This window comes from Haloplanus sp. C73 (assembly GCF_051195115.1).
Classification (GTDB): domain Archaea; phylum Halobacteriota; class Halobacteria; order Halobacteriales; family Haloferacaceae; genus Haloplanus.
The window spans coordinates 81,656-107,996 of record NZ_JBNTJZ010000001.1; the positions used below are offsets into that span (position 1 = coordinate 81,656).

Genomic DNA, 26,341 nt, shown 5'->3' on the forward strand with positions numbered 1-26,341 from the left:
CCACTATACGGGCGGTTGCATGATAAATGTTACCACGATAACCAGTAGCGTGAGAATCGGGACGCTGACGGGCTATTCGGGGCGACCGCCGTCCTGCGCGACGGACCGGGTCGCCGTCGCCGTCGGCTGGTCGGTGCCCACCGCGAACGTCGACAGGAGCGACTGGAGGCGTTCGGCGCGCTCGCTGAGCGACGTGACGCTTTCGCTCACCTGTGACACCGACGTCGCTTGCTCGGCGGCGACGGTAGAGGCCTCCTCCGCTTCGTCGGCAGTCGCGCGACTGATATCTGACACCTCCTCGACCATCGCCACGGCTTCCTCGGTGCTCGCGGCTTGGTCGTCGGTCGTGTCGCTAATCTCTTGGATGCCGCTGTCGGTCTCCTCGGCGTTCTCGGCCACCTGCGTGAACGCGTCGACGACCGCTTCGAACGCTTCCACGCCGGCTTGCATGTCGCGCTCGGCGGCTCGCGCTTCCTCGACCGTCCGCTCCGTCTGTGACTGTGTCTCGCCGATGAGCTGCTCGATTTCGGTCGCCGACTCCTGTGTCTCCTCGGCCAACTGCTTGACCTCGTTGGCGACGACGGCGAACCCGTCGCCGGTGCCGTCCTCGCCGCTGGCGCGGGCGGCCTCGATGTTCGCGTTCAGCGCCAGCAGGTTCGTCTGCTCCGCGATGTCGCTGATGAGACCGATTATCTCGTCGATTTCGGCCATCCGCTCTTCGAGCGTCTCGACGTTCGACACCGTCGTGTCGATGGCGGCCTGCACGTCGCGCGCGTCGTCGATGGCTCGCTTGGCCGTCTCCTCGCCCTCGTCCGCGATTGTCGCCGTCTCGTGAGAGCGCTCGGCGACGGTGTTGGCCGAGGCGGCCACCTCCTCGACCGTCGCCGAGAGATTCGTCATCTCCCCCGAGACGGTTTCGAGCATCTCGCGCTGTTCGGTCGCTCCGTCCGCGATTTCTCGAATCGACCCGCTCACGGCCTCGCTGGCGGATTTCGTCTCCTCGGCGCCAGCGCTCGCCTCGTCGCTCGCCGCCGCCACCTCCTGTGCGAACGACTGAATCTCTCGCATCGCCGACTCCGTCTCGACCATCATCTCGTTGAACGCCTCGGCAATCTGTGTCATCGCCTCGCTCTCGCTCTCGGGGTCGACCCGGACCGTGAGTTCGCCGTCCGCCGCGCGCGACATCGCCTCGCTGTACGCGTCCGCCCGCGCTTCGAGATGTTCGTTCAGGCGCTCGACTTCCTGCTGGCGGGCCTCGGCCTCGGCTTTCGCTTCCTCCGCCTCCGCTTTCGCTTGCTCGATTTCTGCCTTCTTCGCTTCGAGGTTCTCGACCTCCTCGCTCTTGGCCCTCGCCTCTTCGAGTTGTATCTGTGCCTCCTCGCGGGAGCGCTCCGTAGAGTACCAGTGCGCCATCAGCGCCGCGGCGAGTCCCAGAACGAACACGCCGTGAATCAACCCCCACACCCACGGGTTTTCGATGGCGGCCGGATGGTTGTAGACGCGAGTCGGGTTTATCATCCCGAAGACGCCGTGAGTGAGGACGACGTAGGTGATGCCGAGCGCGAAGGGCACCCAGTCCTCGTAGACGGCGACGATTGCCATCCCGACGAAGAAGTAGAAGTGAGCCTCGATGAACCCGCCGGAGAAGTGAACGAGTAGCACGGACACCGACAGCACGCCGATTGTCGCGAACGCCGTCCGCACGCGCCGGGGAAGCCCGGGCACGTTCGCGGCGACGAGAAGCCCCACGACGAGACCGAGTTCTATCAGGACAGTCGACAGCGGGACTTCGGGAATCGTCGCGCCCGTGACGAGCGATTCGGTGCCGTCGTACAGCCCCAACGCGAGCAAGAACGGTAACTGAACCAGAACGAGCGTGGTTATGTTTCGGTGTCGACTGCGCCACGTCGACTCCGGAATCGAGTGGCCGTCCGGAATGTATCGAACGAACTCACGGAGCACCGCTCCCCAGCGGCTCGGATGGAAGAGTGCAGGCCCGGAATCGGCTGTAATATCCGCCATTACCCATGAGTATCCGGTAGAGAACAAAACCCCTTCCAACACAGTATCATGCCTGATAGCCTAACGCTCGGCTCGCTGAGACTACGTGCGGAACGACTCGCCGCAGCCACACTCGGAGACGACGTTCGGGTTCTCGACGTGGAAGCCCTCGGCCTGCAGTCCCGACTCGTAGTCGAGGACCGAGCCGCCGATGTAGTCGACGCTCGACGGGTCGACGAACACGCGCAGGTCGTGGCGCTCCACGATGGTGTCGTCCGGTTCGGGTTCGTCGTCGAAGCGCATTCCGTAGGAGAGCCCGGCACAGCCGCCTTGCTGGACGAACAGTCGAAGGCCACCGACGTCTTCGTCCATCCCTTCGCGGTCCATCAGCGAGAGGGCCTCGGATGCAGCCTCGAGTGTGACCTCCACCACCCGCTCGCTCGTCCCCTCGACGCTTTCGGTGCTCATAGCCGTAGCTACATCTCGGAGCCTGTTAACCCTGACGGGCCGGGTACTCCGGGTCGGCCCGGACGACGCGGACGGCGCGGCGAAGCCCCGCGCCGACGGCGTAGCCGACGACGGTCACCGCCGCCCCGCCGACGGCGGCGACGGCGGACGCGAACGCCACCGCCTCGGGCAACGAGACGACGTACTGCCCGTATCCCGTGGACACGACGGTGCCGTACCGGGTCAGGCCGACGCCGAACAGGGGGCCGGCGACCAGCGCCGCCGTCGGAAGCAGGCCCGCGTTGCTCGCGGCGCTGGCCGCGGCGAGGGCGACGAGGAGACCGGCCCCGAGAAAGACGATTGCGTGGGGTTCAGTCCCCGACCACGTCTCGCCGAGCCAGCGTTCGAGCGGCGGATATCCGGTCGTCGACGCGACACCCCACGCCGTCGCGCCGGCCAAGACGACGCCGAGGGCGGCGACGAGGACCGAGGCGGCGGCCCGGCGACCGAACAGGAACGTTCGCACCGGGCCACCAAAATCGCCGAGACTCGTTCGAACGCGGGCGACCGCGCGCCGACACCCGTTACGGAGGCGCGCGAACGCCGCAGCGATGCGACCGAAACCGGTCAGCACGTCTCTGGAGGGCAACATGCAGGAACCGCGTCGGCCGGACGGATTGTCAGTCTTGCTATCGGTCGAGTCGGCGACGAACGCTCTCGGCGTGGCCAGTCAGCCCCTCGGCCTCAGCGAGCGTCGTTATCGTCTCGCCGAGTTCGCCGAGGCCCTCACGGTCCAGACGCTGGACGGTCGTCGACCGGAGGAACGTCTCGACGGAGAGGCCGCCGAAGCGGCGGGCGCCGCCGCCGGTCGGCAGGACGTGGTTCGTGCCAGAGGCGTAGTCGCCGGCCGCGACAGGCGTGTACGGGCCGAGGAAGACGCTGCCCGCGCTGTCGATGCGGTCCAGCAATGCCTCGTCGTCCTCGGCCTGAATCGAGAGGTGTTCCGCGGCGTACTCCTCCGCGAACAGCACCGCCTCGGACATCGAACGCGCGAGGAAGACGCCGCTCGCGTCGTTCGCGAGCGCCGTCGCCATCGTCTCCTGCCGGTCCTGTTCGACGAGTTGGGCGTCGAGTTCGGCCGTGATGGAGTCGGCGAGGTCGGCGTCGGCGGTCACCGCGACCACCGACGCGTGTTCGTCGTGTTCCGCCTGCGCGAGGAGGTCGGCGGCGACGAAGGCCGGGTCCGCCGTCTCGTCGGCGAGGACGAGTACTTCGCTCGGGCCGGCGAGAAAGTCGATTTCCACGTCGCCTCGGACCTCGGCTTTCGCCGCCGTGACCCAGCGGTTGCCCGGCCCGACAATCTTCTGGACGGACGTGACCGTCTCGGTGCCGTAGGCCATGGCTGCCACCGCCTGCGCGCCCCCGACGCTGTAGACGGCGTCCGCCCCCGCCTCGTGAATCGCGGCGAGCGTCGCGGGGTTCAGTTCCTCCGCGGGCGGCGTCGTCACCACGACGTGGTCGACGCCCGCGACGTTCGCGGGGATGATGCCCATCAGCGCACTCGACGGGTAGGCGGCGGCGCCGCCGGGGACGTAGACGCCGACACAGGAGAGCGGGCGGAACCGGCGGCCGAGTTCCCGCCCCTCGAAGTCGTCGCGCCAGTCCTCGGGCACCTGTCGCTCGTGGAACTCGCGGACGTTGTCGGCGGCGGTTCGAATCGCATCGAGCAGTTCGTCGTCCACCTCCTCGTGAGCGCGTTCGGCGGCGTCGGTGATATCCAGATTGCCGACCTCGACGTCGTCGAACTCGCGGCAGAACTCTCGAATCGCCACGTCGCCCTCGTCACGCACCCGGTCGACGATGTCGTGGACGTCCTCGCGGACGGCCTCGACACCCGCGTCGCGCTCGAACAGCGCCTGCCGGTCGCTGGGTCCGAGCCCGTCGATATCGCGTACTTCCATACCCGTCCTTGCGGGGGCGGGCGAAAAGGGATTCCGGTCCGACCGCCGGGGCCAGTCGGGGACCAGCCGTCGGTTGGAGAGGCATGGGTCAGTTGGGGGACGTACGCGTCAGCGGGGGAGACGTTAGTCGGGGCGGTTGTGCCCGTGCCCGGCGACGAAGGCCACGGCGTTCAGACAGATGAGCCCGGCAAAGGTCGTCCCGTGGGTCGCTGGCACCCCCATCGCGAGCATCGGCACGTACGTCAGCGGGAGGAGCGTCGCTATCCAGAAGGCGACGAAGCGAACGGGCCGCGCCGCGAGTTCGGCGGCCGCTCGGAGGGCCAGAAGCGATTCGTCGGCGGTGCGTTCGAGGGAGGGTGATTGGACGGACATGGTGACTGGCTCCATCTATCCCATGTTTCTGTACCATCATATAGGGGGCAAATCGTTGCGCTCGATTCAGGTGAATTAACCGCGTCTGCGTCGATTCGTGGACCCTTCGCCTCGTTTTAAAAATCGTTTCAAATCTGCGTAAAGAGTTTATAACGGCCTCAGAGTCCCTAACTTCGTCTGAGACCCTTCACCGCCGGCGAGTAACCAAATACTGTTACATATTTCCCCGAGAGACACGTCTATCAGTTTCTCGACACTTGTAAAGGGGGCGGCGGGGTAGTTTCGCTCGATGGGAACGTTGTCGGGGTGGCCGGAGTCGCGCGTCGCGTGGGGGGAGGTGACGGGCGCGGTGGGCGATACGGTGACGGTTCTTCCCATCGTCGTCGCTGTCGCGGCGCTCACCGACTTGTCGCTCGGGGGGCTTCTCCTCGGCTTCGCCGTCTTTCAGGTGGTCTGGGGGCTGTGGTACGGCCATCCGATGTCCGTCGAACCGATGAAGGCGCTCGCGGCGCTTGTCATCGCCGGTGGCCTCTCGACGGGCGAGTACGTCGTCGCCGGACTGCTCGCCGGCGGCGTGTTACTCGTCGTCGGGAAGACGGGCACACTCGCTCGGCTCGCACCCTACGTCGGGGAACCAGTCGTCCGCGGCATCCAACTCGGCGTCGCGCTCATCCTACTCCGGACCGGGCTGACGACCAGTCTCGGCGCGCCGCCACTCGCCGGCCTCGCCGTCGTCGTCGCCGTCGTAGCCATTCTGGCCGGATACCGCGAGGTGGCGGCGCTCGCCGTCCTCGGCGTGGGCACGGCGCTGGCCGTCGCCTCCGCCGGCGCAATCACGCCTCGGCTCCCGACGCTGGCGCTACTCGTTCCGAGTGACCTCTCGCTCACCCGTGACGCCGTCGGCGCGACGGCGGGGCAACTGGCGATGACCGTCGGCAACGCCGCCGTCGCTACCTCGCTACTCGTCGAGGAGTACTTCGACGCCGAGGCGTCGCCCGACGACCTCTCGACCAGCATGGGCGTGATGAATCTCGCGGCCATCCCACTCGGCGCGATGCCGATGTGCCACGGGAGCGGTGGCGTCGCCGGCAAGTACGCCTTCGGCGCACGGACGGCCACGTCGAACGTGGTTCTCGGTGGACTCTATCTCCTCCTCGCCGTCGTCGCCGTCGACGTCGTCGCCGCGTTCCCGATGGCGGTGCTCGGCGTCGTCCTCGTCCTCGTCGCCATCGAACTCGGCCGTTCGGGCGTCGACACGAGCGACCCCCTGTTGACGGGCGTCGTCGGCGTCGTCGCGTTGCTCGCCAACGTCGGCGTCGCCTTCGGCGTCGGCCTCCTCGGCTACCACGTGCTGGCGCGGGTGCGCGACGACGGCGACGGCGACGGCGACCCGGCCTAAAATCCGGCCGCAGTGCCGTCCTTCCGCGGCTCCGTCGCCCCCGACATGACGCCCTCGGACAGCCGAGTTATCTGGCCGCCGCCGAACGCCGACGGCGGCTGGACGACCACCTCGTGACCGCGGCGCGCGAGTTTCGGGAGGACGCCCTCCGGGAACCGGTCCTCGACGGCGAGCGACCCGTCGGCTCGGTAGCGCCACCGTGGCGCGTCCATCGCCGCCTGTAGCGGCATATCGTAATCGATGAGATTCGAGAGCACCTGCAGGTGACCCTGTGGCTGCATGTAGCCGCCCATCACGCCGAAGGCGGCCCAATCGTCGTCGTCGAACTGGAGAAGGCCCGGAATGAGGGTGTGGAACGGCCGCTTCCCGGGTTCGAGTCGGTTCGGGTGGTCCGGGTCGAGCGTGAACGAACTCCCGCGGTTCTGGAGGGTAATGCCCGTCTCGGGCACCACCACGCCGCTCCCGAAGTGACCGAAGATGGAGTTGATGAAGGAGACGACGTTCCCCGCGTCGTCGGCGACGGTCAAGAGGACGGTGTCGCTGTCCTCGGGGGGCGCGCCGGGGCCACCGATAGAGACGCTGCCCGCTCGCTCACCGACCGTCGTCGCTCGCTTTGCGGCGTAGGCCTTCGACCCCAGCGCCGGCACGTCCTCGAACTCGGGGTCGGTGATGTAGTGGTGGCCGTCGTGGAAGGCGCGTTTGAGCGACTCGGCGAAGTAGTGAACTCGGTCGGCGGAGTCGTAGTCGTGGCGCCCAGCGTCGAGTTCTTCGGCGATGTTGAGCGCTTCGAGCGCCACCAACCCCTGATTGTTCGGCGGGAGTTCGTACACTTCGGCGCCGCGATAGGTCGTCGATACCGGGTCGACGTACTCCGGTTCGAAGTCAGCGAGGTCATCGGCCGCGAGCAGGCCGCCTCGCTCACGGACCGACTCGGCGATGTGGTCGGCGAGCGGCCCCTCGTAGAAGGCGTCGGCCCCCTCCGTCGCGATGGTCGAGAGCGTCCCGCCCAAGTCGGGAAGCCGCATGACATCGCCCGTCTCGGGGGCTCGTCCACCGAGGAGATATTCCTCGCGCGCGCTGGCGTCCGTAAACAGCGTCTCCGCGACGGACCACATGTCGGCGATGACTTCGCTCACCGGGAACCCCTCCGTCGCGTACTCGATGGCTGGCTCCAGCGCCGCGGCCAGCGACCGCTCGCCGTAGTCCTCGACCAGTCGGTCCCAGCCGCGGACGGTTCCGGGCACCGTCACCGAGAGCGGGCCGGCATCCGGCATCGTCGCGTCGGCGGGGTTGACGCCCGAGCGGTCCGCCACTCGCGACCGGACCGCCTCGCGCGTCGCGTCGGCGGGCGCGCCGCCACAACTTCGAAAGGCCCCAACCTCGCCGTCGGCGGTCCGATAGAGCGCGAACGCGTCGCCGCCGATGCCCGTACTCATCGGTTCGACGACGTTCAGGGCCGCGGCCGTCGTCACCGCCGCGTCGAAGGCGTTGCCCCCCTCGCGGAGCGCTTCGACGCCCGCCTGCGCGGCGAGTGGCTGGCTCGTCGCCACCATGCCGTTCTGTGCGTAGGCCGTGGACCGCCGCGAGTCGAAGCGGTCGAGGTCCGGATTCGTATCCATGGCAGTCACAACCTCACACCAACACAAAGTCGTTGGGTATCGGGCCAATACAACCGACTAAATGAGCAGTATATCCGAATATATTTGCTACAATGCGTCGAAATAGATAGCAGAGCTGAGGTTGTTCGTCCGAAATCCCGAGTTAAGAAAAGATATTCAGTTTCGAAGCTCGCGAGGCATGTTCGCTCGCCGAGCGAGGATTAGTCGATATGGCCTTCGCGGCGGAGCTGGTCCGCGTCCTGCCCGGAGTAGCGCCACTCGATGTTGGCCTTCTCGTCCTGCCAGTCCCACGGCTCCACGAGGACGACGTCGCCCTCGTTAATCCAAGTGCGGTACTTCATTCGGCCGGGAATGCGGCCCATCCGGTTCTCGCCGTCCTCACAGCGGACGCGGACGTGGTTCCCACCGTTGTGTTCGGTCACGACCGCGAACAGCTCGTCGTCGTCGGGCATCCGGAGGTTCCGGCGCCCGCTGTTTTCGTTCTCGCTCATACCTCCACTAGGGGACCCGCACGGTTAAGTCGTTGGAGATATCCGTTAGCGTTTCACACGACGCGAGGCTACTGTTCGGAGTAGCGTGTTTGAACTGAAGACACCTCGAAAGCCCCCGTCCGTTCGCCGCCTGCGACTCGCTGTCGTTCGAAAGAGCGCGCAGCGCTCTTTCGTGATGACGAGAGAGCTTTGCTCTCTCGAACCACGCTCCTCACTGCGTTGCGGTGCTTGCGTCGTCTCGGCTGGCGAACGGACGGCCCCTTTCAGTCCCACCCTACGGCGGCTAACCGGCCAGCCGAGGGTGGGACTGAAAGGGGCGACTCGTCATCGGGCGGCTTCGCCGCCCGATTGCCCGAGGGAGCTTCGCTCCCTCGCTGCTGGAGGAAGGCGGGCGTTCACGGCGGCTTCGCCGCCGTGAGCTCGGGAGAGCTTCGCTCTCCCGGTGACGCAAGCACGCGAGCGGAGCGAGCGCGCGCAGCGAGGCCCCCGACTCCAGCGAGTCGGGGCTTTCGAGGTGTTCACAACCAGTCTGCAATCTGAACAGTAACTCGCGTCGGTCCCACAACGACACGCCTTTTCAATCCGACACGCAAAGACGGGGTATGGACGCGAAGCGGGAACTGACGAGCGTCGACCTCGCCGCTCTCGTCACCGAACTCAGCCGGTACGAGGGTGCGAAAGTCGACAAGGCCTACCTCTACGACGACGACCTTCTCAGATTTCGGATGCGGGATTTCGACCGTGGCCGGGTCGAACTGCTAATCGAAGTCGGCGACATCAAGCGCGCTCACGTCGCCGACCCGGAGAACGTCGCGGACGCGCCGGGTCGCCCGCCGAACTTCGCGATGATGCTCCGGAACCGCCTCAGCGGTGCCGACTTCGCCGGCGTCGAGCAGTACGAGTTCGACCGCATCCTCGTCTTCGAGTTCGAACGCGAGGACGAGAACACGCGCATCGTCGCCGAACTGTTCGGGCAGGGCAACGTGGCCGTCCTCGACGAGACGGGCGAGGTGGTCCAGAGTCTGGAGACGGTGCGGCTGAAATCCCGAACCGTGGCGCCGGGGTCCCAGTACGGCTTCCCCGAATCCCGTCTCCATCCGCTCGACATGGGCTACGACGCCTTCGTCCGCCGGATGGAGGAATCCGACACCGACGTGGTGCGGACGCTCGCCACCCAACTCAACTTCGGCGGCCTCTACGGCGAGGAACTCTGTTCGCGGGCGGGCGTCGAGAAGACCCTCGACATCAGCGAGGCCGGGGACGACGACTATCAGGCGCTCTACGACGCCATCGGCCGCATCGCCGACCGCCTGCGGGACGGCGATTTCGACCCGCGGGTGTATCTCGAAGACGACCGGGTCGTCGACGTGACGCCGTTCCCACTGGAGGAGCGCGACGGACTGGACGAGGAGGCCTACGACTCGTTCAACGCCGCGGTCGACGCGTATTTCGACCGGCTCCAGCGCGAACCCGAGGAGGAGACGACGGAGTCGAGCCGTCCCGATTTCGAGTCTGAAATCGCCAAACAGGAGCGCATCATCGAGCAACAGGAGGGCGCCATCGAGGGGTTCGAGGAGCAGGCCGAGACGGAGCGAGAGCGTGCCGAGGAGCTGTACGCCCATTACGACCTCGTCGACGAAATCATCTCGACGGTGCGCTCGGCCCTCGATTCGGGTGAGAGCTGGGACGATATCGAGGAGACGCTCGACGCGGGCGCCGAACGCGGCATCCCCGCGGCCGAGGCGGTGGTGGACATCGACCCTCAAAACGGGGTGTTGACCGTCGACCTCGACGGGACGCGCGTCCCCGTCGACCCCTCGATGGGCGTGGAGAAAAACGCCAACGAGCGGTATCAGGAGGCAAAGCGCGTCGAGGAGAAGAAGGAAGGCGCGCTCGCGGCCATCGAGAACACGCGCGAGGAACTGGCGGCGGTCAAACAGCGTCGCGAGGAGTGGGAGGCAGAGGACGAGGACGAGTCGGAGACAGAGAGCGAGGAGGAGCCGGCGGATATCGACTGGCTCTCCCGGTCGTCGGTGCCCATCAAACAGCCCGAACACTGGTACGAGGATTTCCGCTGGTTCCACACGAGCGACGACTTCCTCGTCGTCGGTGGACGGAACGCCGACGAGAACGAAGCGCTCGTCAAGAAATACATGGAGTCGAACGACCGCTTCTTCCACACGCAGGCTCACGGCGGGCCGGTGACGGTCCTGAAGGCGACGGGGCCGAGCGAGAAGGCCCGCGAAGTCGACTTCCCCGACTCCAGTCTCCGCGAGGCCGCGCAGTTCGCAGTGGCGTACTCCTCGGTCTGGAAGGACGGCCGGTTCGCGGGCGACGCGTACATGGTCGAGCCAGACCAAGTGTCGAAAACCCCCGAGAGCGGGGAGTACATCGAGAAAGGCGGGTTCGTCATCCGGGGCGACCGCACCTACTTCCGCGACGTGTCCGCGAGCGTCGCCGTCGGCATCCAGTGCGAACCCGAGACGCGAGTCATCGGCGGTCCGCCGGCGGCAATCGAGCCACGCGCGACGACGACACTCCGTCTCGAACCCGGCAAGTACGCCCAGAACGACGCCGCCAAGATGTGTTATCGCCGGTTCAAAGAGCGCTTTGCCGACGAGTCGTTCGTCCGCAAGATTGCCAGCCCGGACCGGATTCAGGAGTTCCTCCCGCCGGGCGGCAGCGATATCGTCGACGACTGAGCGCCCCGCGGTCTGAGCGGTCGGCCGGCTTTTCGCGAGTCGAATGGCAAGGCATGAGTCGCTGGACGGCGACGCACGGGTATGCGAATCCAGAGCCGTGGTCGTGGCGAGGAGGGGCGCACGCGACTGACGGTCGTCCCCGAAAACGTCGACGACCTCTGGCATCTCTCCTACGTCCTCGAACCCGGTGACGACGTCGAGGGTGACACGAGTCGACGCATCCAGCGCGCCGACGACCAGATGCGCGACACCGGCGGCGAGCGCGAACACATCCACGTCACGCTGGAAGTCGAAGACGTCGAGTTCGCCCGCTTCGCCAACCGCCTGCGGGTGAGCGGCGTCATCGTCGGCTGTTCGCGCGAGGACCAACTCGGCCACCACCACACCCTCAACGTCGAGGAACACGACGAACTCACCATCGTCAAGCACTTCAAACCGGACCAGATGGAGCGGATCGAGGAGGCCGAATCCGCCGCGGAAAACCCCGACGTCGCCATCGCGACGGTCGAGGAGGGGGAGGCACACGTCCACACCGTCGCCCAGTACGGCACCGAGGAGTACGCGTCGTTCACGCGCCCGACGGGCAAGGGGGAGTACGCCCGTCCCCGCGAGGAACTGTTCGCGGAACTGGGCGAGGCGCTCGCGCATCTCGACCCCGACGCCGTCATCCTCGCTGGCCCCGGCTTCACGAAACAGGACGCCCTCGACCACCTCGAAGCAGAGTTCGCCGACATCGCCGAGAAGACGACCACCGTCGACACCTCCGGCGTCGGTGACCGCGGGGTTCACGAGGTGCTCAAACGCGGCGCGCTCGAAGACGTCCAGACCGAGACGCGCATCGCTCGCGAGGCGGAACTCATCGACCAGTTGACCGAGCAGATGGCGACGGGCGAGAAGGCAACGTACGGCCCCGAAGCGGTCGCCGAAGCGGCGGAGTACGGCGCCGTCGAGACGTTGCTCGTCCTCGACGATAGGCTCCGGGAGGAGCGACAGGGCCGAGGTGATTGGGACGTCGACGCCGACGAAATTATCACGTCCGTCGAACAGCAGGGGGGCGACGTGGTCGTGTTCTCCGGCGAGTTCGAACCCGGCCAGCGCCTGAAGAACTTGGGTGGCATCGCCGCACTCCTGCGCTACCGACTCGACTGAGATGGAGCGAGAGCTTCTCGGGCAGGCGTTGCTCGGCGTCGCCTGTGCCCTGTTCGTCGGCGGCGCGATAGGCCTTGTCGCGGGCGTTCTCGGCGCCGACGCGCTGGTTCCGATTGGGGTCGTCGCGCTCGCCTGCGTCGGCCTCGGCGGCGTCCTCGCGATGCCGCGGTGATTACTCGCGCCCGGTCAGGGCGTCGCTGGCGGGGGCGAAGTCGATAGTCTTGCCCAGTCCGGCGTCGCTGGCTTTCTCGTAGACTAGCGACGCGGCGGCGGCGGTTTCGATGCCCGTCCCGCCGCTGTCGAAGACGGTTATCTCGTCTTCGTCGGTCCGCCCTTCAGCCTTGCCCGCGACCACGTCGCCGAGTTCGGCATGGCAGTGGTCCTCGTCGATGGCGCCGGACTCGACGGCGTGGAGATACGACCCTGCGTCCTGCGTGAGTCGCCCTCGGAGGTCGACCACGTACGTCGCGCGCTCGACCGCTCGGTCGTCGAGTTCGCGCTTCTCGGGGTGGTACTGTCCCATCGCGGTGACGTGGGTTCCGGGTTCGAGCAGGTCGCCGTCGAAGACGGGTTCGGGCGAGTTCGTCGCCGTGACGACGATATCCGCGCCCTCGACGGCGGCGGCGCTGGAGGAGACGGCGGCGACGCTGGCGTCGAGTCGGCGGTCCATCTCGCCGGCGAAGGACTCGCGGTTCTCCTTAGTCGGCGAGTAGACCCACACGGTTTCGATATCTCGCACGGCGTCGATGGCGCGGAGTTGGCCGCGGGCCTGCGCGCCCGAGCCGAAGAGGCCGACGGCGGTGGCGTCGGGGCGAGCGAGGGCGTCGACGCCCACGGCGCCCGCCGCCCCCGTCTTGAACGGGTTCAGGCTCGCGCCGTCGATGAGCGCGATGGGGGCGCCGGAGTCGGCGTCGAACAGCGGCGTGACGAACCACGCGTCGCCCGCGCCGAAGCCGGCGCTGTACATGTAGCCGCCCATCACGCCGGTTTCGGGGAGGATGGCGGTGTAGGAGGTGAACAGCCCCGGCGGGTCGTCGCCGTAGAGTGCGGTTCGGGGCTCGGCGGGCGCGCCCTCCCCGCGCTGGCGGTAACCGTCGCGGACGGCGTCGACGTACTCGGCCGGCGTCGCGAGACCGGCGATGTCGTCGCTCGACAGGAACAGCGTCTCGGTCATACAGGCTGTCGGGGCGGACGACAGTTATAGGTAGTCGTCAGGGGCGGTCCATCGGGTCCGGACGCTCGCGCTCCTCGGGGTCGGGCGCGGGCGCCGGTGCGGCGCGGCGGCGACGGTCGGCGCGATACAGCCGCAGCATCTCTTCGAGCAGGATGGCGTGACGGTCGCCCGCGGCGTACTGGTGGTCGATGAAGTCCTCCGCGTCGTTGAACTTCCCGCGGAGTGCGAGTTTGCGGACGAACGACACCGATTCGAGGAAGGGTGGTTCTTCGCGGTCGGTGTCGCTACCGAGCGTCTGCTCCTCGGCCGGCATCACCTCGGCTTTGATTTCCCGGTAGTCGATGGTCTCCGGGTCGTAGTCGTCGAGCACCTGGTTCAGGACGTAGTCCGTCGAGAAGCGGTAGAACTCGGATTTGCTCTCGAATCGGCCGTCCTCGACCAATGACTCGATTTCGCCGACGACCGATTCGGGAAATCGGACGGTGCTCTTTACCATACCTCACCCCGAGAACCCGGAGGATAATATACCTTTGTCAGACGTAGCCGCGCTCGGCGTAGCCGAGGCGTTCAGTCTGCGGACATCGACGCCGCATCGCTCGCGTGAGCGTCGTCGGGCGCGGATTCGACGCTCGGTCCGTTGACGAAGACGGCGTGCCCGACGGCGAGACTCGCGATGGCCGCCCCGGTAGACATCGCGACGGGGAACGCCACACCGGTCGCGTTCAGCGCAGCCGTGACGACGACGAGGGCCGACGGAACGAAGCCGAGGACGTAGTCGTAGTAGTCGGCCATGGTCCCGTGATGAGCGATATTTTCTGTGGCAGTCACATAATTCTTTCCCGTAGTTTCTGCAGATATCTCACGGCGCTTCTGTAAAGTCAATTCATAACTTATGGGAAACCAAAGAAAACGCGACAGACGCCATTAACAATAATTATATTTCAAGACCATCTCAAAAGGAATTAAATGTCTCGGGCGCGTTCCTGTGGATATGAACGGGAACGACCGGTCCATCGTGGGGCTAGCCTCACTAGCTCACGCGATGGTCCACACCTACGAGCTGTCCATCCCGATTTTCGTGTCGATTTGGCTGCTGGAGTTCGACGTGCTCCAGCTCGGCGGGATGGAGTTCGGCGTCACGCAGGCGACGCTCGGGTTGATAGTCACTGCTGGGTACGCACTCTTCGGCATCGGCGCCCTCCCCGGCGGCGTCGTCGTCGACCGCATCGGCTCGCGCCGTCTCATCGCCGCCTGTCTGTTCGGCATGGCCGGCTCCTTCTTCCTGCTCGGCAGCGCGTCGACGCTTCTGGTGGTGGCGCTTGCGCTCCTGTTGTGGGGCGTCGCGGCCAGCGTCTACCACCCTGCGGGACTGACGCTCATCAGCAAGGGCGTCGACGAGCGCGGCACCGGCTTCGCCTACCACGGCATCGCCGGAAACCTCGGCATCGGTCTCGGGCCGCTCGTCACCGCGATTCTCCTCCTGCTCTTCGACTGGACGACGGTGGCGACGATTCTCGCCGTCCCCGCCGCCATCGCCGGCGTGTACGCCCTCCGCGCCGAGTTCGACGAGACGGCGGCCGTCGACGCCGTCGCGACCGATGGGAGCGGCACCGCCCGCGGACAGAGCGGCGTCGACTCGCTCACCGAGTTCGCCACCACCTCGAAGCGCCTGTTCGTCGGCGCCTTCGCCATCGTCTTCGTCATCGTCGTCGCCAACGGCCTCTACTACCGCGGCGTGCTGACCTTCCTCCCCGACCTGCTGTCGGGGATGCCCGGCTTCGAACCTATCTCGCTCTCGTCGCTCGTCCCCGGACTGGACGCGAGCAGTGACCGCACCCTCAACCCCGAGCGATACTTCTACGCCGGCCTCTTGCTCGTCGGCGTCGCCGGGCAGTACGTCGGCGGGAAACTCACCGACCGCGTCTCGCCCGAGTACGGCATCGCCGCTGTCTTCGGCACGCTCGGCGTCCTCGCGCTCGCCTTCCTCCCCGTCGCGTCGCTGGGGCTCGCCCCCCTGCTCGTCTTCGGCGCGCTCTTCGGCGCGACGCTCTTTGCCGCTCAGCCGCTGTATCAGGCCGCCGTCGCCGACTACTCGCCGGCTGGAACCCGCGGCCTCTCGTACGGCTACGTCTATCTCGGCACCTTCGGCGTCGGCGCCCTCGGCGGCGCCTTCGCCGGTGCCATCCTCACCTACGCGAACGCGACAGTCCTCTTCGCGACGCTCGCTGGCGTCGCCGTCGTCGCTTCGACGCTCGCCGTCTACCTGATTCGCCGCGGCGAGTGAGCCGCCCCGCTACCGAAGTTTGAAGAAGATGGTTCGCCAGACGGCGAGGCCGACGAGGCCGACGCCGAGCGAGACGGCGACGAAGGTTAGCTGTACGCCCCCGTGGACCCACGGCGTCGCCCGGATGCCGAGCGCGATGGCGTCGGCGACGAGCCACGACCGGAGCGCGAGGGGGACGGCGGCCTTCGACGACTCCGCGGCGCCCGGCGCGTAGGCGCCGAGAACCGGCGCAGCGAGTATCCACCCGACGAGGAAGGGTGCGACGGCTTCCGCGAGATACGCCGGATTCGCCGTGAGAAAGGCGACGGTGTTGTGTCGGACCGTGCCCGCGCTGAACAGGACGGCGATGACGAGTAGGTCACCGACCGCCATCGGGACCGCGCGGCTGTCGAGACGACGCTCGAAGAAGGCAGCGACTGCGTTGGCCATATCCGGCCATTCGACCGGGGCCTAATGGCTCTCTCGCTTCGTGTCGACCGGAGCGCCAACGGTTTTGCGAGCGAGGGCGTAGTCAGACTATGGATTTCGTCGCGCTCGGCTGGCCGCCAGACGGCCCGACACTCCGTCTCGACTACCGGCGCTTTGCCTACGCCGGCAAGTTCGTCGTCGGGTCGACCGGGAAGGCAGTCGTCCGCGACGGTAGCGAGAGCGAGGCAGAGTACGCCGACCACGTCCGCGCCGCGGCGTCGTTCGACCCGGACCGAACCGACGCGGACTGTCTCGTGATTCGGTACGTGACCGTTCGCGACGACCGGCAGGGCGACGGCCTCGGGTCGCGACTGCTCGCCTTCGTCACCGCGCGCGCCGACGCCCACGGCTACGACCGGGTCCGAATCGCCGTCAACAACCCCGCCGCCTACGTGGCCGCCTACCGCGCCGGCTTCGCGTTCACCGGCCGCGAGACGGGGCTGGCCGAACTCGTCTGTGAGCGCCCCGCCGACGCGCCAGCGGACCGCGATGTCGACACCTACCGCGACGGCCTCGACCGGTATCGGGAGCGTGACCTCGATTCGGCCGCTCGCGAACGACTCGATGCGAAGGCGGCTGGACTGCCGACACTCGTCGCCATGCCAGTCGAATCCGGAGGTTGAAATCGGGCGGCGCCGTACGGGGCGACAATGGGTAACGCAGACCTCCGACAACTCGCCGCCCTCTCCGACGTGGCGTGGGACGAGGTGGCGGGGAGCGTCGTCGCCGTCGACGCGCACAACTGGCTGTATCGCTATCTCACGACGACGGTCAAGTGGACGAACGACGCGGTGTACACCACCGCCGAGGGCGAGGAGGTGGCAAACCTCGTCGGCATCGTGCAGGGCCTCCCGAAGTTCTTCGACCACGACCTGACGCCCGTCTTCGTCTTCGACGGGGGCGTCACGGACCTGAAGGACGCGGAAGTGAGCGAGCGGCGAGCGAAACGGGAACGCGCCGAGGAGCGACGCGCGGCGGCGGAGGAACGCGGCGACGCCGTCGAGGCCGCGCGTCTCGAAGCCCGCACCCAGCGCCTGACCGACACCATCCTCGACACGACGCGCGAACTCCTCGACTTGCTCGACGTGCCGGTCGTCGACGCGCCCGCCGAAGGCGAGGCGCAGGCGGCGTACATGGCCCGCCGGGGCGACGCGGACTACGCGGGAAGTGAGGACTACGACACCCTGCTGTTCGGTGCGCCACACACGCTTCGCCAGTTGACGAGCAAGGGCGAACCGGAGTTGATGGACTTGGATGCGACACTCGACCGCCACGGCATCACGCTCGAACAACTCGTCGACGTGGCCATCCTCTGTGGCACCGACTTCAACCCCGGCGTCGACGGCGTCGGGCCGAAGACGGCGCTCCGCGCCATCACCGACCACGGCGACTTGTGGGCGGCTATCGAGGCCGAGGGGTGGCAGGTGCCCAACGCCGACCGGGTTCGCTCGCTCTTTCGCGACCCGCCGGTGACCGACGACTACGCCGTCGACCCCGATATCGACCCGGACGTGGCCGCCGCGCGCGAGTTCGTCGTCGAGGAGTGGGAGGTCGACGCCGACGAGGTGACGCGCGGCTTCGAGCGCATCGAGGACGCGCTGGTACAGACCGGGCTCGACCGCTGGACGTAGGCGCGGGAGGTTTTTTCTCCCGCCCCCGCGTCGGGGGTATCATGTCCGTCCAGCTCTCCCGCTTCCGACTCGGCTGGTGGAGTCTCGGACTCGCGCTCGGAGCGGCGCTGGTGTTTGTCGTCCACACCTTCATCGGCACGTTCGTCTTCGGGGTGTTCATCTACTACGCGACCCGTCCCATCTACCGCCGGGTGGAGCGCCGAATCCGGCCGCCGAGTCTCGCCGCCGCCGTCTCCCTGTTCGCGCTCGCGCTCCCAGCGCTCGCGCTCGTCGCCTACGCCCTGAGTATCGCGCTCAACGAACTCCTGAAATACGTCAACGAGGGTGCGTTCGACCCGTCGCGGTGGCCGCTCGTCGACGAGGAGTTGCTCGACGGCATCGCCGACCCGGCGACGCTGCTCGAACTCGACCCGGAGCGGTATCTCACGACCGAGGGAATCCGCTCGCTCACTGCCTCCCTCGGCTCCGCCGCCGACACTATCGCCTTTCTCGGTGTCGGCGCCATCCACCTGTTCGTGATGCTCGCGCTCGCGTTCTATCTGCTCCGTGACGGGAGTCGGCTCTCGCGGTGGGCGCTTCGGAAGTTCGGCGACGACCGGGGTATCCTCGAAGAGTACGCTCGCGCCGTCGACCGCGACTTCAAGGCCATCTTCTTCGGTAACATCCTCAACGCCGTCCTGACGGGGAGTATCGGCGTTCTCGCCTACTCCCTCCTGAACATCTACGCACCGCCCGGGCTGTCGATTCCCGCCGCGCCGCTCATCGGACTGCTCGCCGGCGTCGCGAGCCTGATTCCAATCGTGGGCATGAAACTCGTCTACGTTCCCGTCGCGCTCTATCTCGCCGTGCTGGGTGTCCTGCGTGACCCGTCGGGCCTCTGGTTCGTCGGCCTCTTCGCGACTATCTCGTTTATCGTCGTCGACACCATTCCCGACTTGGTCCTCCGCCCCTACGTCTCCGGGCGCAGCCTCCACGTCGGCAGCCTGATGATTGCCTACACCTTCGGCCCGCTCCTGTTTGGCTGGTACGGCATCTTCCTCGCGCCGATGCTGCTGGTGTTGATAATCCACTTCGCGCGGGTGGTGCTCCCGAACCTTCTCGAAGGCGAACAGTTCCAACCCTATGCGGTCGACCCCGGGTCAGTTGCGATGCTGGACGACGAGCAGTAAGCAGTCGCTCACGAGTTGTGTGAAAAGGAAGCAAGCCACGCGAAAATCGCGTGGATGCTTGCCGCCCTGAATTGGTCCCCGCTGACGCTTCGGCCCTCCAGACGAAGCGTCACTGATTACTGGGAGACAACTGATTATAAAGATATCGCCTTCGACGAGATAGTATCTATATAGTAACACGAACGGCAGGCGGCGACCGCCCGGAGCGCCGACCTTTTGCCGTCGCCCGGCCAACGCCGCGTATGAAGATTCGTGGCCAGCGAGAGTGTCAGTCGTGTGGCCACCGGTGGTCGTACTACGAGACGGGCAGTGTCGCATGTCCCTCGTGTGAGAGTCTGCGGAGCGTCGGCGTCGACGAGCGGAGCCTCCACACGGACGCGCCCGCGACCCTCGACCTGACGCCCTATCGGGCCGCGGCGGCCGACGGGACGCTCGCCGACCACGTGGAGGACTGCAAACGCGACTTGCGCGAGTACCGCCGCCAGCGTGGGTTCGTCGACGGTGGTGACCTCCTCCCCCTCGACGACACGGTGCTCGCCGCCGCCGAACTCCTGCAGGTCATCGATATGTTCGACCGGGAGCGCGACCCGACGGAGGCAGACGAGCGCTACCTCCTCGCACTTCTCGATGGCGCCGCCGACGGGGAGCGCCCGCCGGCCGACGTCGTCTCGGACGCGTGGGCGTCGGCCCGCGGCCTCGGCTACGCCAACGCTATCGAGGACTACCACCACGACGCTACCGATTGGCTCGACGAACACCCCGACGCCGAGGCACGGCAGGTGCTCGGGACGATTCGCGAACGCGTCAAGCGGGTGCAGGCGCTCCAAGGCGACGTGTCCCCCGCCGAGGCGGAGGAGTTGGTGGAGGCGACGCGTGACGTGTGGCGGTATCTGAGCGAAGAAGGGTCGCTGTCCGCGGCCCGCGAGCGGTTGCGAGAGTGACTACGGCAGGTCGACCGGCACGTCCGTCTGTCGGCTCGTCGCCTTGACGGTGTTGTAGAGGAGCATCGCGCGCGTCATCGGCCCGACGCCGCCGGGGACGGGCGTGATGGCGCTGGCCGCTTCCTTCGCGCTCTCGAAGTCCACGTCGCCCACGAGCGTCGATTCGCCGTCGCGTTCGACGCGGTTGACGCCCACGTCGATGACGACGGTGCCGTCGGATATCATCGACCCGTCGACGAGTTCGGGGACGCCCACGGCGGCGATGACGACGTCCGCGCGCTGGGTCTTCTCGGCCAGATTGTCGGTCCGGGAGTGACAGACGGTCACCGTCGCGTTGCCGTAGTCGGCCTTCTGGACGAGGAGGTTCGCCAGCGGTTTACCGACGATGTTCGACCGGCCGACGATGGTCACGTCCGCGCCCTCGGTGTCGACGTCGGCGGCGTCGAGGAGTTTCAGGACGCCGTGGGGGGTGCAGGGCTTGAACACGGGGTCGCCCGCGACGAGTCGGCCCACGTTCTCGGGGTGGAAACCGTCGACGTCTTTCGCGGGGTCGATGGCGCGGATGACCGACTGGTCGTCGATGTGGTCGGGGACGGGCATCTGGACGAGGATGCCGTTGACCGACGGGTCGGCGTTCAGGTCGTCGACGGTGTCGAACAGTTCCTCCGCGGGGGCGTCCGGGTCGAGTTCGACGTCGAGCGCTTCGATGCCAACCTCCTCACAGTCCTGTTGTTTCATCGATACATATGTCTCGCTCGCGGGGTCGTCGCTCATGAGGACGGTGGCGAGCGTGGGCGTGACGTCCGCGTCGGCCAGTTGGTCGATAGCGGTCGAAAGCCCGTCGCGCACCTCGGAAGCGACGGCGTTGCCGTCGATAATCTGAGTCATGTCCCGACAGGCGCGATGGACCGCCTTCAACGCGTTGGTTGGTGCAGTATCGGCAGGCGAGAACCACGGCTATCGTTTTTGTCAGTCGCGTGCGAAGCGACGTGTATGTACGACGACATACTGCTCGCGACGGACGGCGAAGTCGGCTCGGAGAACGCGACGACACACGCCATCCGGCTGGCGGCGCTGCACGACGCGATGTTGCACGCTCTGTTCGTCGTCGACAGCGACGTCTACTCCGCGTACAGCGGCGACGAGTACGTCGACGAGCGCGAAGGCCCGGAACACGGGTTGGAGGAAGTCGGCGAGGACGCGCTGGCGGCGGTCCGCAGTCGGGCCGCCGACCACGACGTCGAAGTCGTGGAGACGCTTCAACACGGCCGCCCGCACGAGGAAATCGTCGCCTACGCCGACGAGAACGATATCGACCTCATCGTCCTCGGCACCCGGCGCCACCCCGAGGAGTACCGGAGTCTGCTCGGGAGCGTCACCGACCGCGTGGTGCGACTCGCCGACCAAGCGGTGACGGTCGTCAAAACCGGCGTGGAGTGACGTTACGCCTCGTACAGCGGGTTCGCGGCACAGAGGTCGTCGACTCGCTTGCGCACCTCGGACCGGACCGTCTCGTCCGCGGGCGCGTCTAGAACCTGCGCAATCAGGTCGCCCACCTCGCGCATGTCGTCGGCGTCGAATCCGCGGGTGGTGAGCGCCGCCGTCCCGGCGCGAATCCCGCTGGGGTCGAACGGTGACCGCGTCTCGCCGGGGACGGTGTTTGCGTTGAGGACGATGCCCGTCGATTCGAGCGCCGCCTCGGCGTCGCCGCCGGAGAGGTCGGGGTGGGAGTCGCGCAGGTCGACAAGCACCAGATGCGTGTCGGTGCCACCGGAGACGAGCGAGAGGCCGTGGTCCGCGAGTTGGTCGCCCAGCGCGCGGGCGTTCGCGACCACCTGCTCCGCGTAGTCGGTGAAGCTGTCGTCGAGCGCCTCGCCGAAGCCGACGGCCTTGCCCGCGATGTTGTGCATGAGGGGGCCGCCCTGTACGCCGGGGAAGACGGCGTTGTCGATGGCGTCGGCGTGTTCCTCGCCGCACATGATGATGCCGCCGCGGCCGGCGCGGATGGTCTTGTGCGTGCTCCCGGTGACGAAGTCGGCGATGCCGACGGGCGAGGGGTGGACGCCCGCGGCGACGAGCCCGGTGATGTGGGCGATGTCGGCAATGTGCAGGGCGTCGACGGCGTCGGCGACGGCGTCGATGCGCTCCCAGTCGACCTGTCGGGGGTACGCGGAGAAGCCGGAGACGATGGCGTCGGGGTCGAACTCGTCGGCGGTGGTGGCTAGCTGTTCGTAGTCGAGATAGCCCGTCTCGGGGTCGACCCGGTAGTGTTCCACCTCGTACAGTTGCCCGGCGAAGTTCGCCGGGTGGCCGTGGCTGAGGTGGCCGCCGTGTTCGAGTTCGAGCGAGAGAATCTTGTCGCCCGGGTCGAGCATCGCGAAGTAGACGGCCATATTCGCCTGCGACCCGCTGTGGGGCTGGACGTTGACGTGTTCGGCCCCCCACAGTTCCGTCGCGCGCTCGATGGCGAGTTCCTCGACGGCGTCCGCGAACTGACAGCCGGCGTAGTAGCGCTCGCCGGGGTAGCCCTCGGCGTACTTGTTGGTGAAGACGCTTCCCTGTGCCTCGATGACGGCCTGACTCGCGTGGTTCTCGGAGGCTATCATCGAGAGCGTGTTCCGCTGGCGCTCCGCCTCGTCGTCGATGGCCGTCGCCACGGACGAATCCGTCGCGCGGAGGTGACTGTAGTCCATGTGTATGTGCCTTCGAAACGCAGTATAAAAGTACCTCTCCAACACTGGCGTCGTGGACTGACAAAATTCAGACTAATTCTCGTAGTGAAAAATACTCTGTTACGCCCCAGACTGTGCGTTAAAATTAAATACGGATGTGTGGATATTGGTCTCATGGTCGCCGGGTCGAATCTACACGGGGAGAGCTTCGAGGAGATTCTCGAGACGGTGTTCGAGTCGGCGGAGACGGTGTTGCTGGTCGACCCCACGGGCGAGGCCGTGGACGCGCTCACGACGGTCACCAGCGCCGCGTCGGACCCGCCGACGGTTCGGCTGTTGGCCGACGCGCCGCTCCTGAAGGACGTGATGGACGACTTCGTGGTGGCGAGTTCGGCCGCCGACCACGTCGCGTCGGGGACGCTCAGCATCAGAACGGGCCGCGGCGCGTCGAACACGCTCCTCGTCACCGACTCGGCGGTGTGGACGTTGCTCGGCGTCGGTGACCGGGTCGCAGCGCTCGGGGCGGACGACGAGCAGTTCGTCCGGGCGGTGCGCGACACCTACGAGACGCGGTGGGAGAACGCCGACGACTTCGACCTTCGGACGCCGCCGCTGTCGCGGATTCGGGAGACGCTCGGCGAGGAAATCGGGCAGGACACCCGCGCCGACTTCGATGCGACCCTCGAGGCGCTTCGAAACGCCCGCGAAGCGCGTGGCGAGTTCGACGAAGTGACACTCACCATCCTCGTCGCCGCCCGAAACGACGTCCTGCTCTACGACATCAGCAAGTGGGGTGAGGACGTGGGGATGGCGAGCAAAGCCACCTTCTCCCGAACCAAGACGACGCTCGAAGACGAGGGTCTCATCAAGACGGAGAAAGTCCCCATCGACGTGGGGCGGCCTCGCCTGCGCCTCAAACTCAACGAGGACCGCTTCGACGAGGTGACGCCCGCGGAACTCGCAGCGGTGACGCTCAACCGCGCGCCCTGACCGCGGTCAGTCCACTTTTGCCACCGGCGGCCGTCTGCCGTCGCATGGATATCGGTATCGCGGGTAGCGGACCGGCCGCCGAGTCGGTCCGCGCCGCATTCGACGACATCGACGCCACGCCGACGACGGCGACGCCCGACGAGTTTGGCTCGTATCCGCTCGGCGTCGTCATCGCCCCGGCGGGCGCCCCGGCTTTCGAGCGAGCAGACGCGACGGCGACCCGCTGGCTCGCCATCGAAATCGGCGGCCTCGGCGGCCGGCCGCTCCCCGACGTCGACGCGGCGGTGTCCGTCTTCGCCGACGGCGTCGGTTATCGCGACCTCTCGCTCCGCGTCGACGCGGCGATGGAGGGCGAGAGCGAGGGGGAGCCGACCGGGAGTCGGAGCGCCGTCCGCCTCGCGGGCGCCGTCGCCGGCCACCGCGCCGTCGCGCTGTTGAGCGGGGCGGACGTGGCCGGCACGGTAATCGAGGTGCCCGGCCCCGAGCGGCGGGTGTTTCGGGTCCCGCGACCGGCAGAGCGGGACCGGACGCTCCGCCGCGACCACCGCGACGCCTCGCTCGACGACGCCCTCGCGCGCGGCGAGCGCACCGTCGACGAGCGGGTCGGCCTCCTGACACAGGTCGGCGAGCGCGAGTCGTTCCCGGTGCCGTACTATCTGGCCGCGACGGCGGACACGACGGGGTTCAGCGACGTCCGCGCCGCGCCGTTCACCGCCGGCGTCGACCCCGACTGGGACCGGGCCTTCATGAAAGCCATCGGCGAGGGGCTGGAGCGATACTGCGCCGGCGTCTACCGAACCGACTCGCTTCCGACCGCGCCGCCGTCGGCCGAGACGGTCGACGGCCGGCGGGCCATCGCCCCCGACTCGTTCGTCCAGCCCGACGGCCCCCCGAGCGACGACCCGCTCCCGTGGGTGCCCGGCGAGGATGTGGCGACGGGCGAGGAGGTTGCGCTCCCCGCGTCGCTCGTCCACTACCCGCCGCCGGACGAGCGGCCCCGGCCCGCCATCACGACCGGGCTGGGACTGGGTAATTCGGGCGTCGAGGCGCTCCGGTCGGGCCTGTACGAGGTCATCGAGCGCGACGCGGCGATGCTCTCTTGGTACTCGACGTACGACCCGCTGGGGCTGTCGGTGGCCGACGAGGGGTTCGAGGCGCTCGTCGACCGGGCACACGTCGAGGGGCTGACGGTGACGCCCCTCCTCCTCACCGCGGATATCGACGTGCCCGTCGTGGCCGTCGCCGTCCACCGCGAGGACGAGTGGCCGAAGTTCGCCGTCGGGTCGGGCGCGGACCTCGACGCCGTCGCCGCGGCGCGGTCGGCGCTCGCCGAGGCGCTACAGAACTGGATGGAACTCCGGGCCATGGGGCCAGAGCAAGCGCGAGAGGAGGACGGCGCCATCGGCCACTACGCCACCTTCCCGCCCGACGCGCGGTCGTTCGTCGACACCGAGGGGGAGGTGCCGGCGTCGAGCGTCGGCCCCGACCCGCTCTCGGGTTCCGCCGAACTCGACGCGCTCGTCGAGCGAGCGAGCGACGCGCTCTCGGTGTACGCCGCCCGCGTCACGACGCCGGAGGTGTCCGACCTCGGATTCGAGGCGGTGCGCGTCCTGAGCCCCGAGGCACAACCGCTGTTCGTCGGCGACCCCTACTTCGGCGAGCGGCTTGAGACGGTACCCAAAGAACTCGGCTACGAACCCCGGCCGAACCGGGCGTTCCACCCCTTCCCCTAAACGCCGATTGTCGCCCGGAGCATGTCGCGGGTGCCCGGCCCCAGTCCGACCGCGAGGATGGCGACCATGAGCAGGATGGCGTACTGCGGGCTCTCCTCGAATATCTCCTCGTCGAACAGCCAGACGACGGCCGTCGCGGCGACGAGTTTCACGAGGAGGAACGGCCACGTGTCGCCGATGACCGCGAGGAGAGCCGGCGGGAGCGTCGCGCCCGTGATGTCGACGATGGCGCTGTTGACCGGATGCTTGGGGACGAGGTTCGGCCCTGCACCGAGCGCGACCATCCAGTCCAGTCCGACGACGTTGGCGACGCCGTCGATGCCGTGGCCCCAGATGACGACGAACCCGAGTTGTCCGGTGCCAGCGTTGACGCTCGGCGCGTAGCGCTCGATGAGCCACCACGTCGCGCCGGCCGAAACGGTTGCACCGGCGAGAATCACGATGAGGACCTGCAGGTGGAGGGTGCCCGGTCCGGTGACCCCGCTCCAGAGCAGGAAGAGGAGCGTGGGGACGAGGACGGCGATACCGGCGCCAAAGAGCGGCCGGGTGTATCGCTCGACGACCCCTCGCCGAGCGAGCGCGACGCTTCCGAGGAGGGCGACGAGCGTCACGGCGAAGACGGTGACGTAGATGATGGGGCTGATGATGAGCGTGTTGAGCGGGTAGCCGATGACCGCTCCCGCGGCGGCGTCGGTGACGTCCTCGACGACCCGAAGCGCGCCCCCGAAGAAGACGAACGGCAGGAGGGCGAAAAAGAGGCCGCGCTCGGAGCCGATGCCGAGTCGCCGGAGGAGGAAGACGATGCCCAGAAGCGCGAGCAACAGCACGACGACGTAGCCAACCTCGGAGACGAGGGTGTAGCCGGGGTAGGCGACGGGTTCGGCGGCGGCGCGGCACGCGGACTGGGAGTACAGATACTGGGTCGCGCCGCCCTGTCGGATGGCGCAGACGGCGGCGTTGGCGTCGGCTTGCACCGGCCCCCAGAAGAAGTGCCAGACGAAGCCGTCGTAGACGGTGCGTGGGAACAGTATCGACCCGCCGACGAGGGCGGCGAGGAGACCAAGGACCGCGCCAGCCCAGAGTTGGACCGGGTCGACGTCGAGACGCTCCGCGACCGTTACCATACTCCTACGCCGAC

At 67.5% G+C, this 26,341-nt stretch carries 26 protein-coding genes; 12 read left to right on the forward strand and 14 right to left on the reverse strand.

Annotated elements, in window-relative coordinates; genetic code table 11:
• Positions 1-72 precede the first annotated feature (72 nt).
• The 5 genes from ACQUSQ_RS00450 to ACQUSQ_RS00470 form a co-directional block, all read right to left on the reverse strand.
• A complete protein-coding gene (locus tag ACQUSQ_RS00450; RefSeq protein ID WP_435066513.1) occupies positions 73-2,022 on the reverse strand; it encodes a methyl-accepting chemotaxis protein in 1,950 nt (649 codons plus the stop codon).
• 81 nt (positions 2,023-2,103) lie between these two features.
• A complete protein-coding gene (locus ACQUSQ_RS00455; RefSeq protein WP_435066514.1) occupies positions 2,104-2,469 on the reverse strand; it encodes a HesB/IscA family protein in 366 nt (121 codons plus the stop codon).
• A gap of 25 nt (positions 2,470-2,494) precedes the next feature.
• Positions 2,495-3,100 (reverse strand): hypothetical protein, encoded by a 606-nt coding sequence (locus ACQUSQ_RS00460; protein WP_435066515.1) that lies wholly within the window; start codon positions 3,098-3,100, stop codon positions 2,495-2,497.
• A 37-nt stretch (positions 3,101-3,137) separates the two neighbouring features.
• Positions 3,138-4,409, reverse strand: coding sequence for a histidinol dehydrogenase (hisD, locus tag ACQUSQ_RS00465; protein ID WP_435066516.1), 1,272 nt, complete (start codon positions 4,407-4,409; stop codon positions 3,138-3,140).
• Positions 4,410-4,532: 123 nt separating this feature from the next.
• A complete protein-coding gene (locus tag ACQUSQ_RS00470) occupies positions 4,533-4,796 on the reverse strand; it encodes a hypothetical protein (protein ID WP_435066517.1) in 264 nt (87 codons plus the stop codon).
• 274 nt (positions 4,797-5,070) lie between these two features.
• Here ACQUSQ_RS00470 and ACQUSQ_RS00475 point away from each other — a divergent pair, with 274 nt between their 5' ends.
• Positions 5,071-6,180 carry a putative sulfate/molybdate transporter gene (locus ACQUSQ_RS00475; protein WP_435066518.1) on the forward strand — a complete coding sequence of 370 codons (1,110 nt, stop codon included), beginning with the start codon at positions 5,071-5,073 and terminating at the stop codon, positions 6,178-6,180.
• Here ACQUSQ_RS00475 and ggt read toward each other — a convergent pair.
• Entirely contained in the window at positions 6,177-7,799 is a 1,623-nt protein-coding gene (gene ggt / locus ACQUSQ_RS00480) for a gamma-glutamyltransferase (protein ID WP_435066519.1), read from the reverse strand. The genes ACQUSQ_RS00475 and ggt overlap by 4 nt on opposite strands.
• A 200-nt stretch (positions 7,800-7,999) precedes the next feature.
• Positions 8,000-8,290 carry a translation initiation factor eIF-1A gene (eif1A, locus tag ACQUSQ_RS00485; protein WP_435066520.1) on the reverse strand — a complete coding sequence of 97 codons (291 nt, stop codon included), beginning with the start codon at positions 8,288-8,290 and terminating at the stop codon, positions 8,000-8,002.
• Between the two features lie 602 nt (positions 8,291-8,892).
• Here eif1A and rqcH point away from each other — a divergent pair.
• The 3 genes from rqcH to ACQUSQ_RS00500 all read left to right on the forward strand — a co-directional run bounded on the left by rqcH (position 8,893) and on the right by ACQUSQ_RS00500 (position 12,313).
• Positions 8,893-10,992, forward strand: coding sequence for a ribosome rescue protein RqcH (rqcH, locus tag ACQUSQ_RS00490; protein ID WP_435066521.1), 2,100 nt, complete (start codon positions 8,893-8,895; stop codon positions 10,990-10,992).
• Positions 10,993-11,073: 81 nt separating this feature from the next.
• The gene (locus ACQUSQ_RS00495; RefSeq protein ID WP_435066522.1) at positions 11,074-12,141 is read left to right on the forward strand and encodes an mRNA surveillance protein pelota; all 1,068 of its coding nucleotides are present in this window, start codon (positions 11,074-11,076) and stop codon (positions 12,139-12,141) included.
• A 1-nt stretch (position 12,142) separates the two neighbouring features.
• Positions 12,143-12,313, forward strand: coding sequence for a hypothetical protein (locus tag ACQUSQ_RS00500; protein ID WP_435066523.1), 171 nt, complete (start codon positions 12,143-12,145; stop codon positions 12,311-12,313).
• Here the strand turns inward: ACQUSQ_RS00500 and ACQUSQ_RS00505 are convergent, their stop codons facing one another.
• From ACQUSQ_RS00505 to ACQUSQ_RS00515, 3 genes are all read right to left on the reverse strand, one after another.
• Positions 12,314-13,315 (reverse strand): ornithine cyclodeaminase family protein, encoded by a 1,002-nt coding sequence (locus ACQUSQ_RS00505; protein ID WP_435066524.1) that lies wholly within the window; start codon positions 13,313-13,315, stop codon positions 12,314-12,316.
• 37 nt (positions 13,316-13,352) lie between these two features.
• Positions 13,353-13,811, reverse strand: coding sequence for a ribbon-helix-helix domain-containing protein (locus ACQUSQ_RS00510; protein WP_435066525.1), 459 nt, complete (start codon positions 13,809-13,811; stop codon positions 13,353-13,355).
• A 71-nt stretch (positions 13,812-13,882) separates the two neighbouring features.
• The gene (locus ACQUSQ_RS00515; protein WP_435066526.1) at positions 13,883-14,143 is read right to left on the reverse strand and encodes a hypothetical protein; all 261 of its coding nucleotides are present in this window, start codon (positions 14,141-14,143) and stop codon (positions 13,883-13,885) included.
• Between the two features lie 163 nt (positions 14,144-14,306).
• Between ACQUSQ_RS00515 and ACQUSQ_RS00520 the strand changes: the two genes are divergently transcribed.
• Positions 14,307-15,599, forward strand: a complete 1,293-nt coding sequence (locus ACQUSQ_RS00520) for an MFS transporter (protein WP_435066527.1) — start codon at positions 14,307-14,309, stop codon at positions 15,597-15,599.
• 9 nt (positions 15,600-15,608) lie between these two features.
• Here ACQUSQ_RS00520 and ACQUSQ_RS00525 read toward each other — a convergent pair whose 3' ends face one another.
• The gene (locus ACQUSQ_RS00525) at positions 15,609-16,028 is read right to left on the reverse strand and encodes a DUF3054 domain-containing protein (protein ID WP_435066528.1); all 420 of its coding nucleotides are present in this window, start codon (positions 16,026-16,028) and stop codon (positions 15,609-15,611) included.
• A gap of 89 nt (positions 16,029-16,117) precedes the next feature.
• On the opposite strand from ACQUSQ_RS00525, the gene ACQUSQ_RS00530 reads away from it, so the two are divergent.
• From ACQUSQ_RS00530 to ACQUSQ_RS00545, 4 genes are all read left to right on the forward strand, one after another.
• Complete coding sequence (locus tag ACQUSQ_RS00530) at positions 16,118-16,690, forward strand: GNAT family N-acetyltransferase (protein ID WP_435066529.1); 573 nt, start codon at positions 16,118-16,120, stop codon at positions 16,688-16,690.
• A gap of 27 nt (positions 16,691-16,717) precedes the next feature.
• A complete protein-coding gene (gene fen, locus ACQUSQ_RS00535; RefSeq protein ID WP_435066530.1) occupies positions 16,718-17,698 on the forward strand; it encodes a flap endonuclease-1 in 981 nt (326 codons plus the stop codon).
• Between the two features lie 41 nt (positions 17,699-17,739).
• On the forward strand, positions 17,740-18,867 hold the full coding sequence (locus ACQUSQ_RS00540; protein WP_435066531.1) for an AI-2E family transporter: 1,128 nt from the start codon (positions 17,740-17,742) through the stop codon (positions 18,865-18,867).
• A gap of 242 nt (positions 18,868-19,109) precedes the next feature.
• Positions 19,110-19,808: a DUF7117 family protein gene (locus ACQUSQ_RS00545; RefSeq protein WP_435066532.1), complete on the forward strand. Its 699-nt coding sequence runs from the start codon at positions 19,110-19,112 to the stop codon at positions 19,806-19,808.
• Here ACQUSQ_RS00545 and ACQUSQ_RS00550 read toward each other — a convergent pair whose 3' ends face one another.
• Positions 19,809-20,696 carry a tetrahydrofolate dehydrogenase/cyclohydrolase catalytic domain-containing protein gene (locus ACQUSQ_RS00550; protein ID WP_435066533.1) on the reverse strand — a complete coding sequence of 296 codons (888 nt, stop codon included), beginning with the start codon at positions 20,694-20,696 and terminating at the stop codon, positions 19,809-19,811.
• Between the two features lie 105 nt (positions 20,697-20,801).
• Here ACQUSQ_RS00550 and ACQUSQ_RS00555 point away from each other — a divergent pair, with 105 nt between their 5' ends.
• On the forward strand, positions 20,802-21,248 hold the full coding sequence (locus ACQUSQ_RS00555; RefSeq protein ID WP_435066534.1) for a universal stress protein: 447 nt from the start codon (positions 20,802-20,804) through the stop codon (positions 21,246-21,248).
• Between the two features lie 2 nt (positions 21,249-21,250).
• Here the strand turns inward: ACQUSQ_RS00555 and glyA are convergent, their stop codons facing one another.
• On the reverse strand, positions 21,251-22,501 hold the full coding sequence (gene glyA, locus ACQUSQ_RS00560; RefSeq protein WP_435066535.1) for a serine hydroxymethyltransferase: 1,251 nt from the start codon (positions 22,499-22,501) through the stop codon (positions 21,251-21,253).
• A 153-nt stretch (positions 22,502-22,654) separates the two neighbouring features.
• Between glyA and tbsP the strand changes: the two genes are divergently transcribed.
• Both tbsP and ACQUSQ_RS00570 read left to right on the forward strand, forming a co-directional pair.
• On the forward strand, positions 22,655-23,470 hold the full coding sequence (gene tbsP / locus ACQUSQ_RS00565; protein WP_435066536.1) for a transcriptional regulator TbsP: 816 nt from the start codon (positions 22,655-22,657) through the stop codon (positions 23,468-23,470).
• 44 nt (positions 23,471-23,514) lie between these two features.
• Positions 23,515-25,203, forward strand: a complete 1,689-nt coding sequence (locus ACQUSQ_RS00570; protein ID WP_435066537.1) for a YcaO-like family protein — start codon at positions 23,515-23,517, stop codon at positions 25,201-25,203.
• On the opposite strand, the gene ACQUSQ_RS00575 is transcribed toward ACQUSQ_RS00570, so the two are convergent.
• A complete protein-coding gene (locus ACQUSQ_RS00575; protein ID WP_435066538.1) occupies positions 25,200-26,327 on the reverse strand; it encodes a DUF63 family protein in 1,128 nt (375 codons plus the stop codon). The two genes, ACQUSQ_RS00570 and ACQUSQ_RS00575, sit on opposite strands and share 4 nt — an antisense overlap.
• Between the last annotated feature and the right edge of the window lie 14 nt (positions 26,328-26,341).

Coding starts and splice junctions, on each gene's coding strand:
- ACQUSQ_RS00450 (WP_435066513.1), bottom strand. CDS start 2,022: ATGGCGGATATTACAGCCGATTCCGGGCCTGCACTCTTCCATCCGAGC.
- ACQUSQ_RS00455 (WP_435066514.1), bottom strand. CDS start 2,469: ATGAGCACCGAAAGCGTCGAGGGGACGAGCGAGCGGGTGGTGGAGGTC.
- ACQUSQ_RS00460 (WP_435066515.1), bottom strand. CDS start 3,100: ATGTTGCCCTCCAGAGACGTGCTGACCGGTTTCGGTCGCATCGCTGCG.
- hisD (WP_435066516.1), bottom strand. CDS start 4,409: ATGGAAGTACGCGATATCGACGGGCTCGGACCCAGCGACCGGCAGGCG.
- ACQUSQ_RS00470 (WP_435066517.1), bottom strand. CDS start 4,796: ATGGAGCCAGTCACCATGTCCGTCCAATCACCCTCCCTCGAACGCACC.
- ACQUSQ_RS00475 (WP_435066518.1), top strand. CDS start 5,071: ATGGGAACGTTGTCGGGGTGGCCGGAGTCGCGCGTCGCGTGGGGGGAG.
- ggt (WP_435066519.1), bottom strand. CDS start 7,799: ATGGATACGAATCCGGACCTCGACCGCTTCGACTCGCGGCGGTCCACG.
- eif1A (WP_435066520.1), bottom strand. CDS start 8,290: ATGAGCGAGAACGAAAACAGCGGGCGCCGGAACCTCCGGATGCCCGAC.
- rqcH (WP_435066521.1), top strand. CDS start 8,893: ATGGACGCGAAGCGGGAACTGACGAGCGTCGACCTCGCCGCTCTCGTC.
- ACQUSQ_RS00495 (WP_435066522.1), top strand. CDS start 11,074: ATGCGAATCCAGAGCCGTGGTCGTGGCGAGGAGGGGCGCACGCGACTG.
- ACQUSQ_RS00500 (WP_435066523.1), top strand. CDS start 12,143: ATGGAGCGAGAGCTTCTCGGGCAGGCGTTGCTCGGCGTCGCCTGTGCC.
- ACQUSQ_RS00505 (WP_435066524.1), bottom strand. CDS start 13,315: ATGACCGAGACGCTGTTCCTGTCGAGCGACGACATCGCCGGTCTCGCG.
- ACQUSQ_RS00510 (WP_435066525.1), bottom strand. CDS start 13,811: ATGGTAAAGAGCACCGTCCGATTTCCCGAATCGGTCGTCGGCGAAATC.
- ACQUSQ_RS00520 (WP_435066527.1), top strand. CDS start 14,307: ATGAACGGGAACGACCGGTCCATCGTGGGGCTAGCCTCACTAGCTCAC.
- ACQUSQ_RS00525 (WP_435066528.1), bottom strand. CDS start 16,028: ATGGCCAACGCAGTCGCTGCCTTCTTCGAGCGTCGTCTCGACAGCCGC.
- ACQUSQ_RS00530 (WP_435066529.1), top strand. CDS start 16,118: ATGGATTTCGTCGCGCTCGGCTGGCCGCCAGACGGCCCGACACTCCGT.
- fen (WP_435066530.1), top strand. CDS start 16,718: ATGGGTAACGCAGACCTCCGACAACTCGCCGCCCTCTCCGACGTGGCG.
- ACQUSQ_RS00540 (WP_435066531.1), top strand. CDS start 17,740: ATGTCCGTCCAGCTCTCCCGCTTCCGACTCGGCTGGTGGAGTCTCGGA.
- ACQUSQ_RS00545 (WP_435066532.1), top strand. CDS start 19,110: ATGAAGATTCGTGGCCAGCGAGAGTGTCAGTCGTGTGGCCACCGGTGG.
- ACQUSQ_RS00550 (WP_435066533.1), bottom strand. CDS start 20,696: ATGACTCAGATTATCGACGGCAACGCCGTCGCTTCCGAGGTGCGCGAC.
- ACQUSQ_RS00555 (WP_435066534.1), top strand. CDS start 20,802: ATGTACGACGACATACTGCTCGCGACGGACGGCGAAGTCGGCTCGGAG.
- glyA (WP_435066535.1), bottom strand. CDS start 22,501: ATGGACTACAGTCACCTCCGCGCGACGGATTCGTCCGTGGCGACGGCC.
- tbsP (WP_435066536.1), top strand. CDS start 22,655: ATGGTCGCCGGGTCGAATCTACACGGGGAGAGCTTCGAGGAGATTCTC.
- ACQUSQ_RS00570 (WP_435066537.1), top strand. CDS start 23,515: ATGGATATCGGTATCGCGGGTAGCGGACCGGCCGCCGAGTCGGTCCGC.
- ACQUSQ_RS00575 (WP_435066538.1), bottom strand. CDS start 26,327: ATGGTAACGGTCGCGGAGCGTCTCGACGTCGACCCGGTCCAACTCTGG.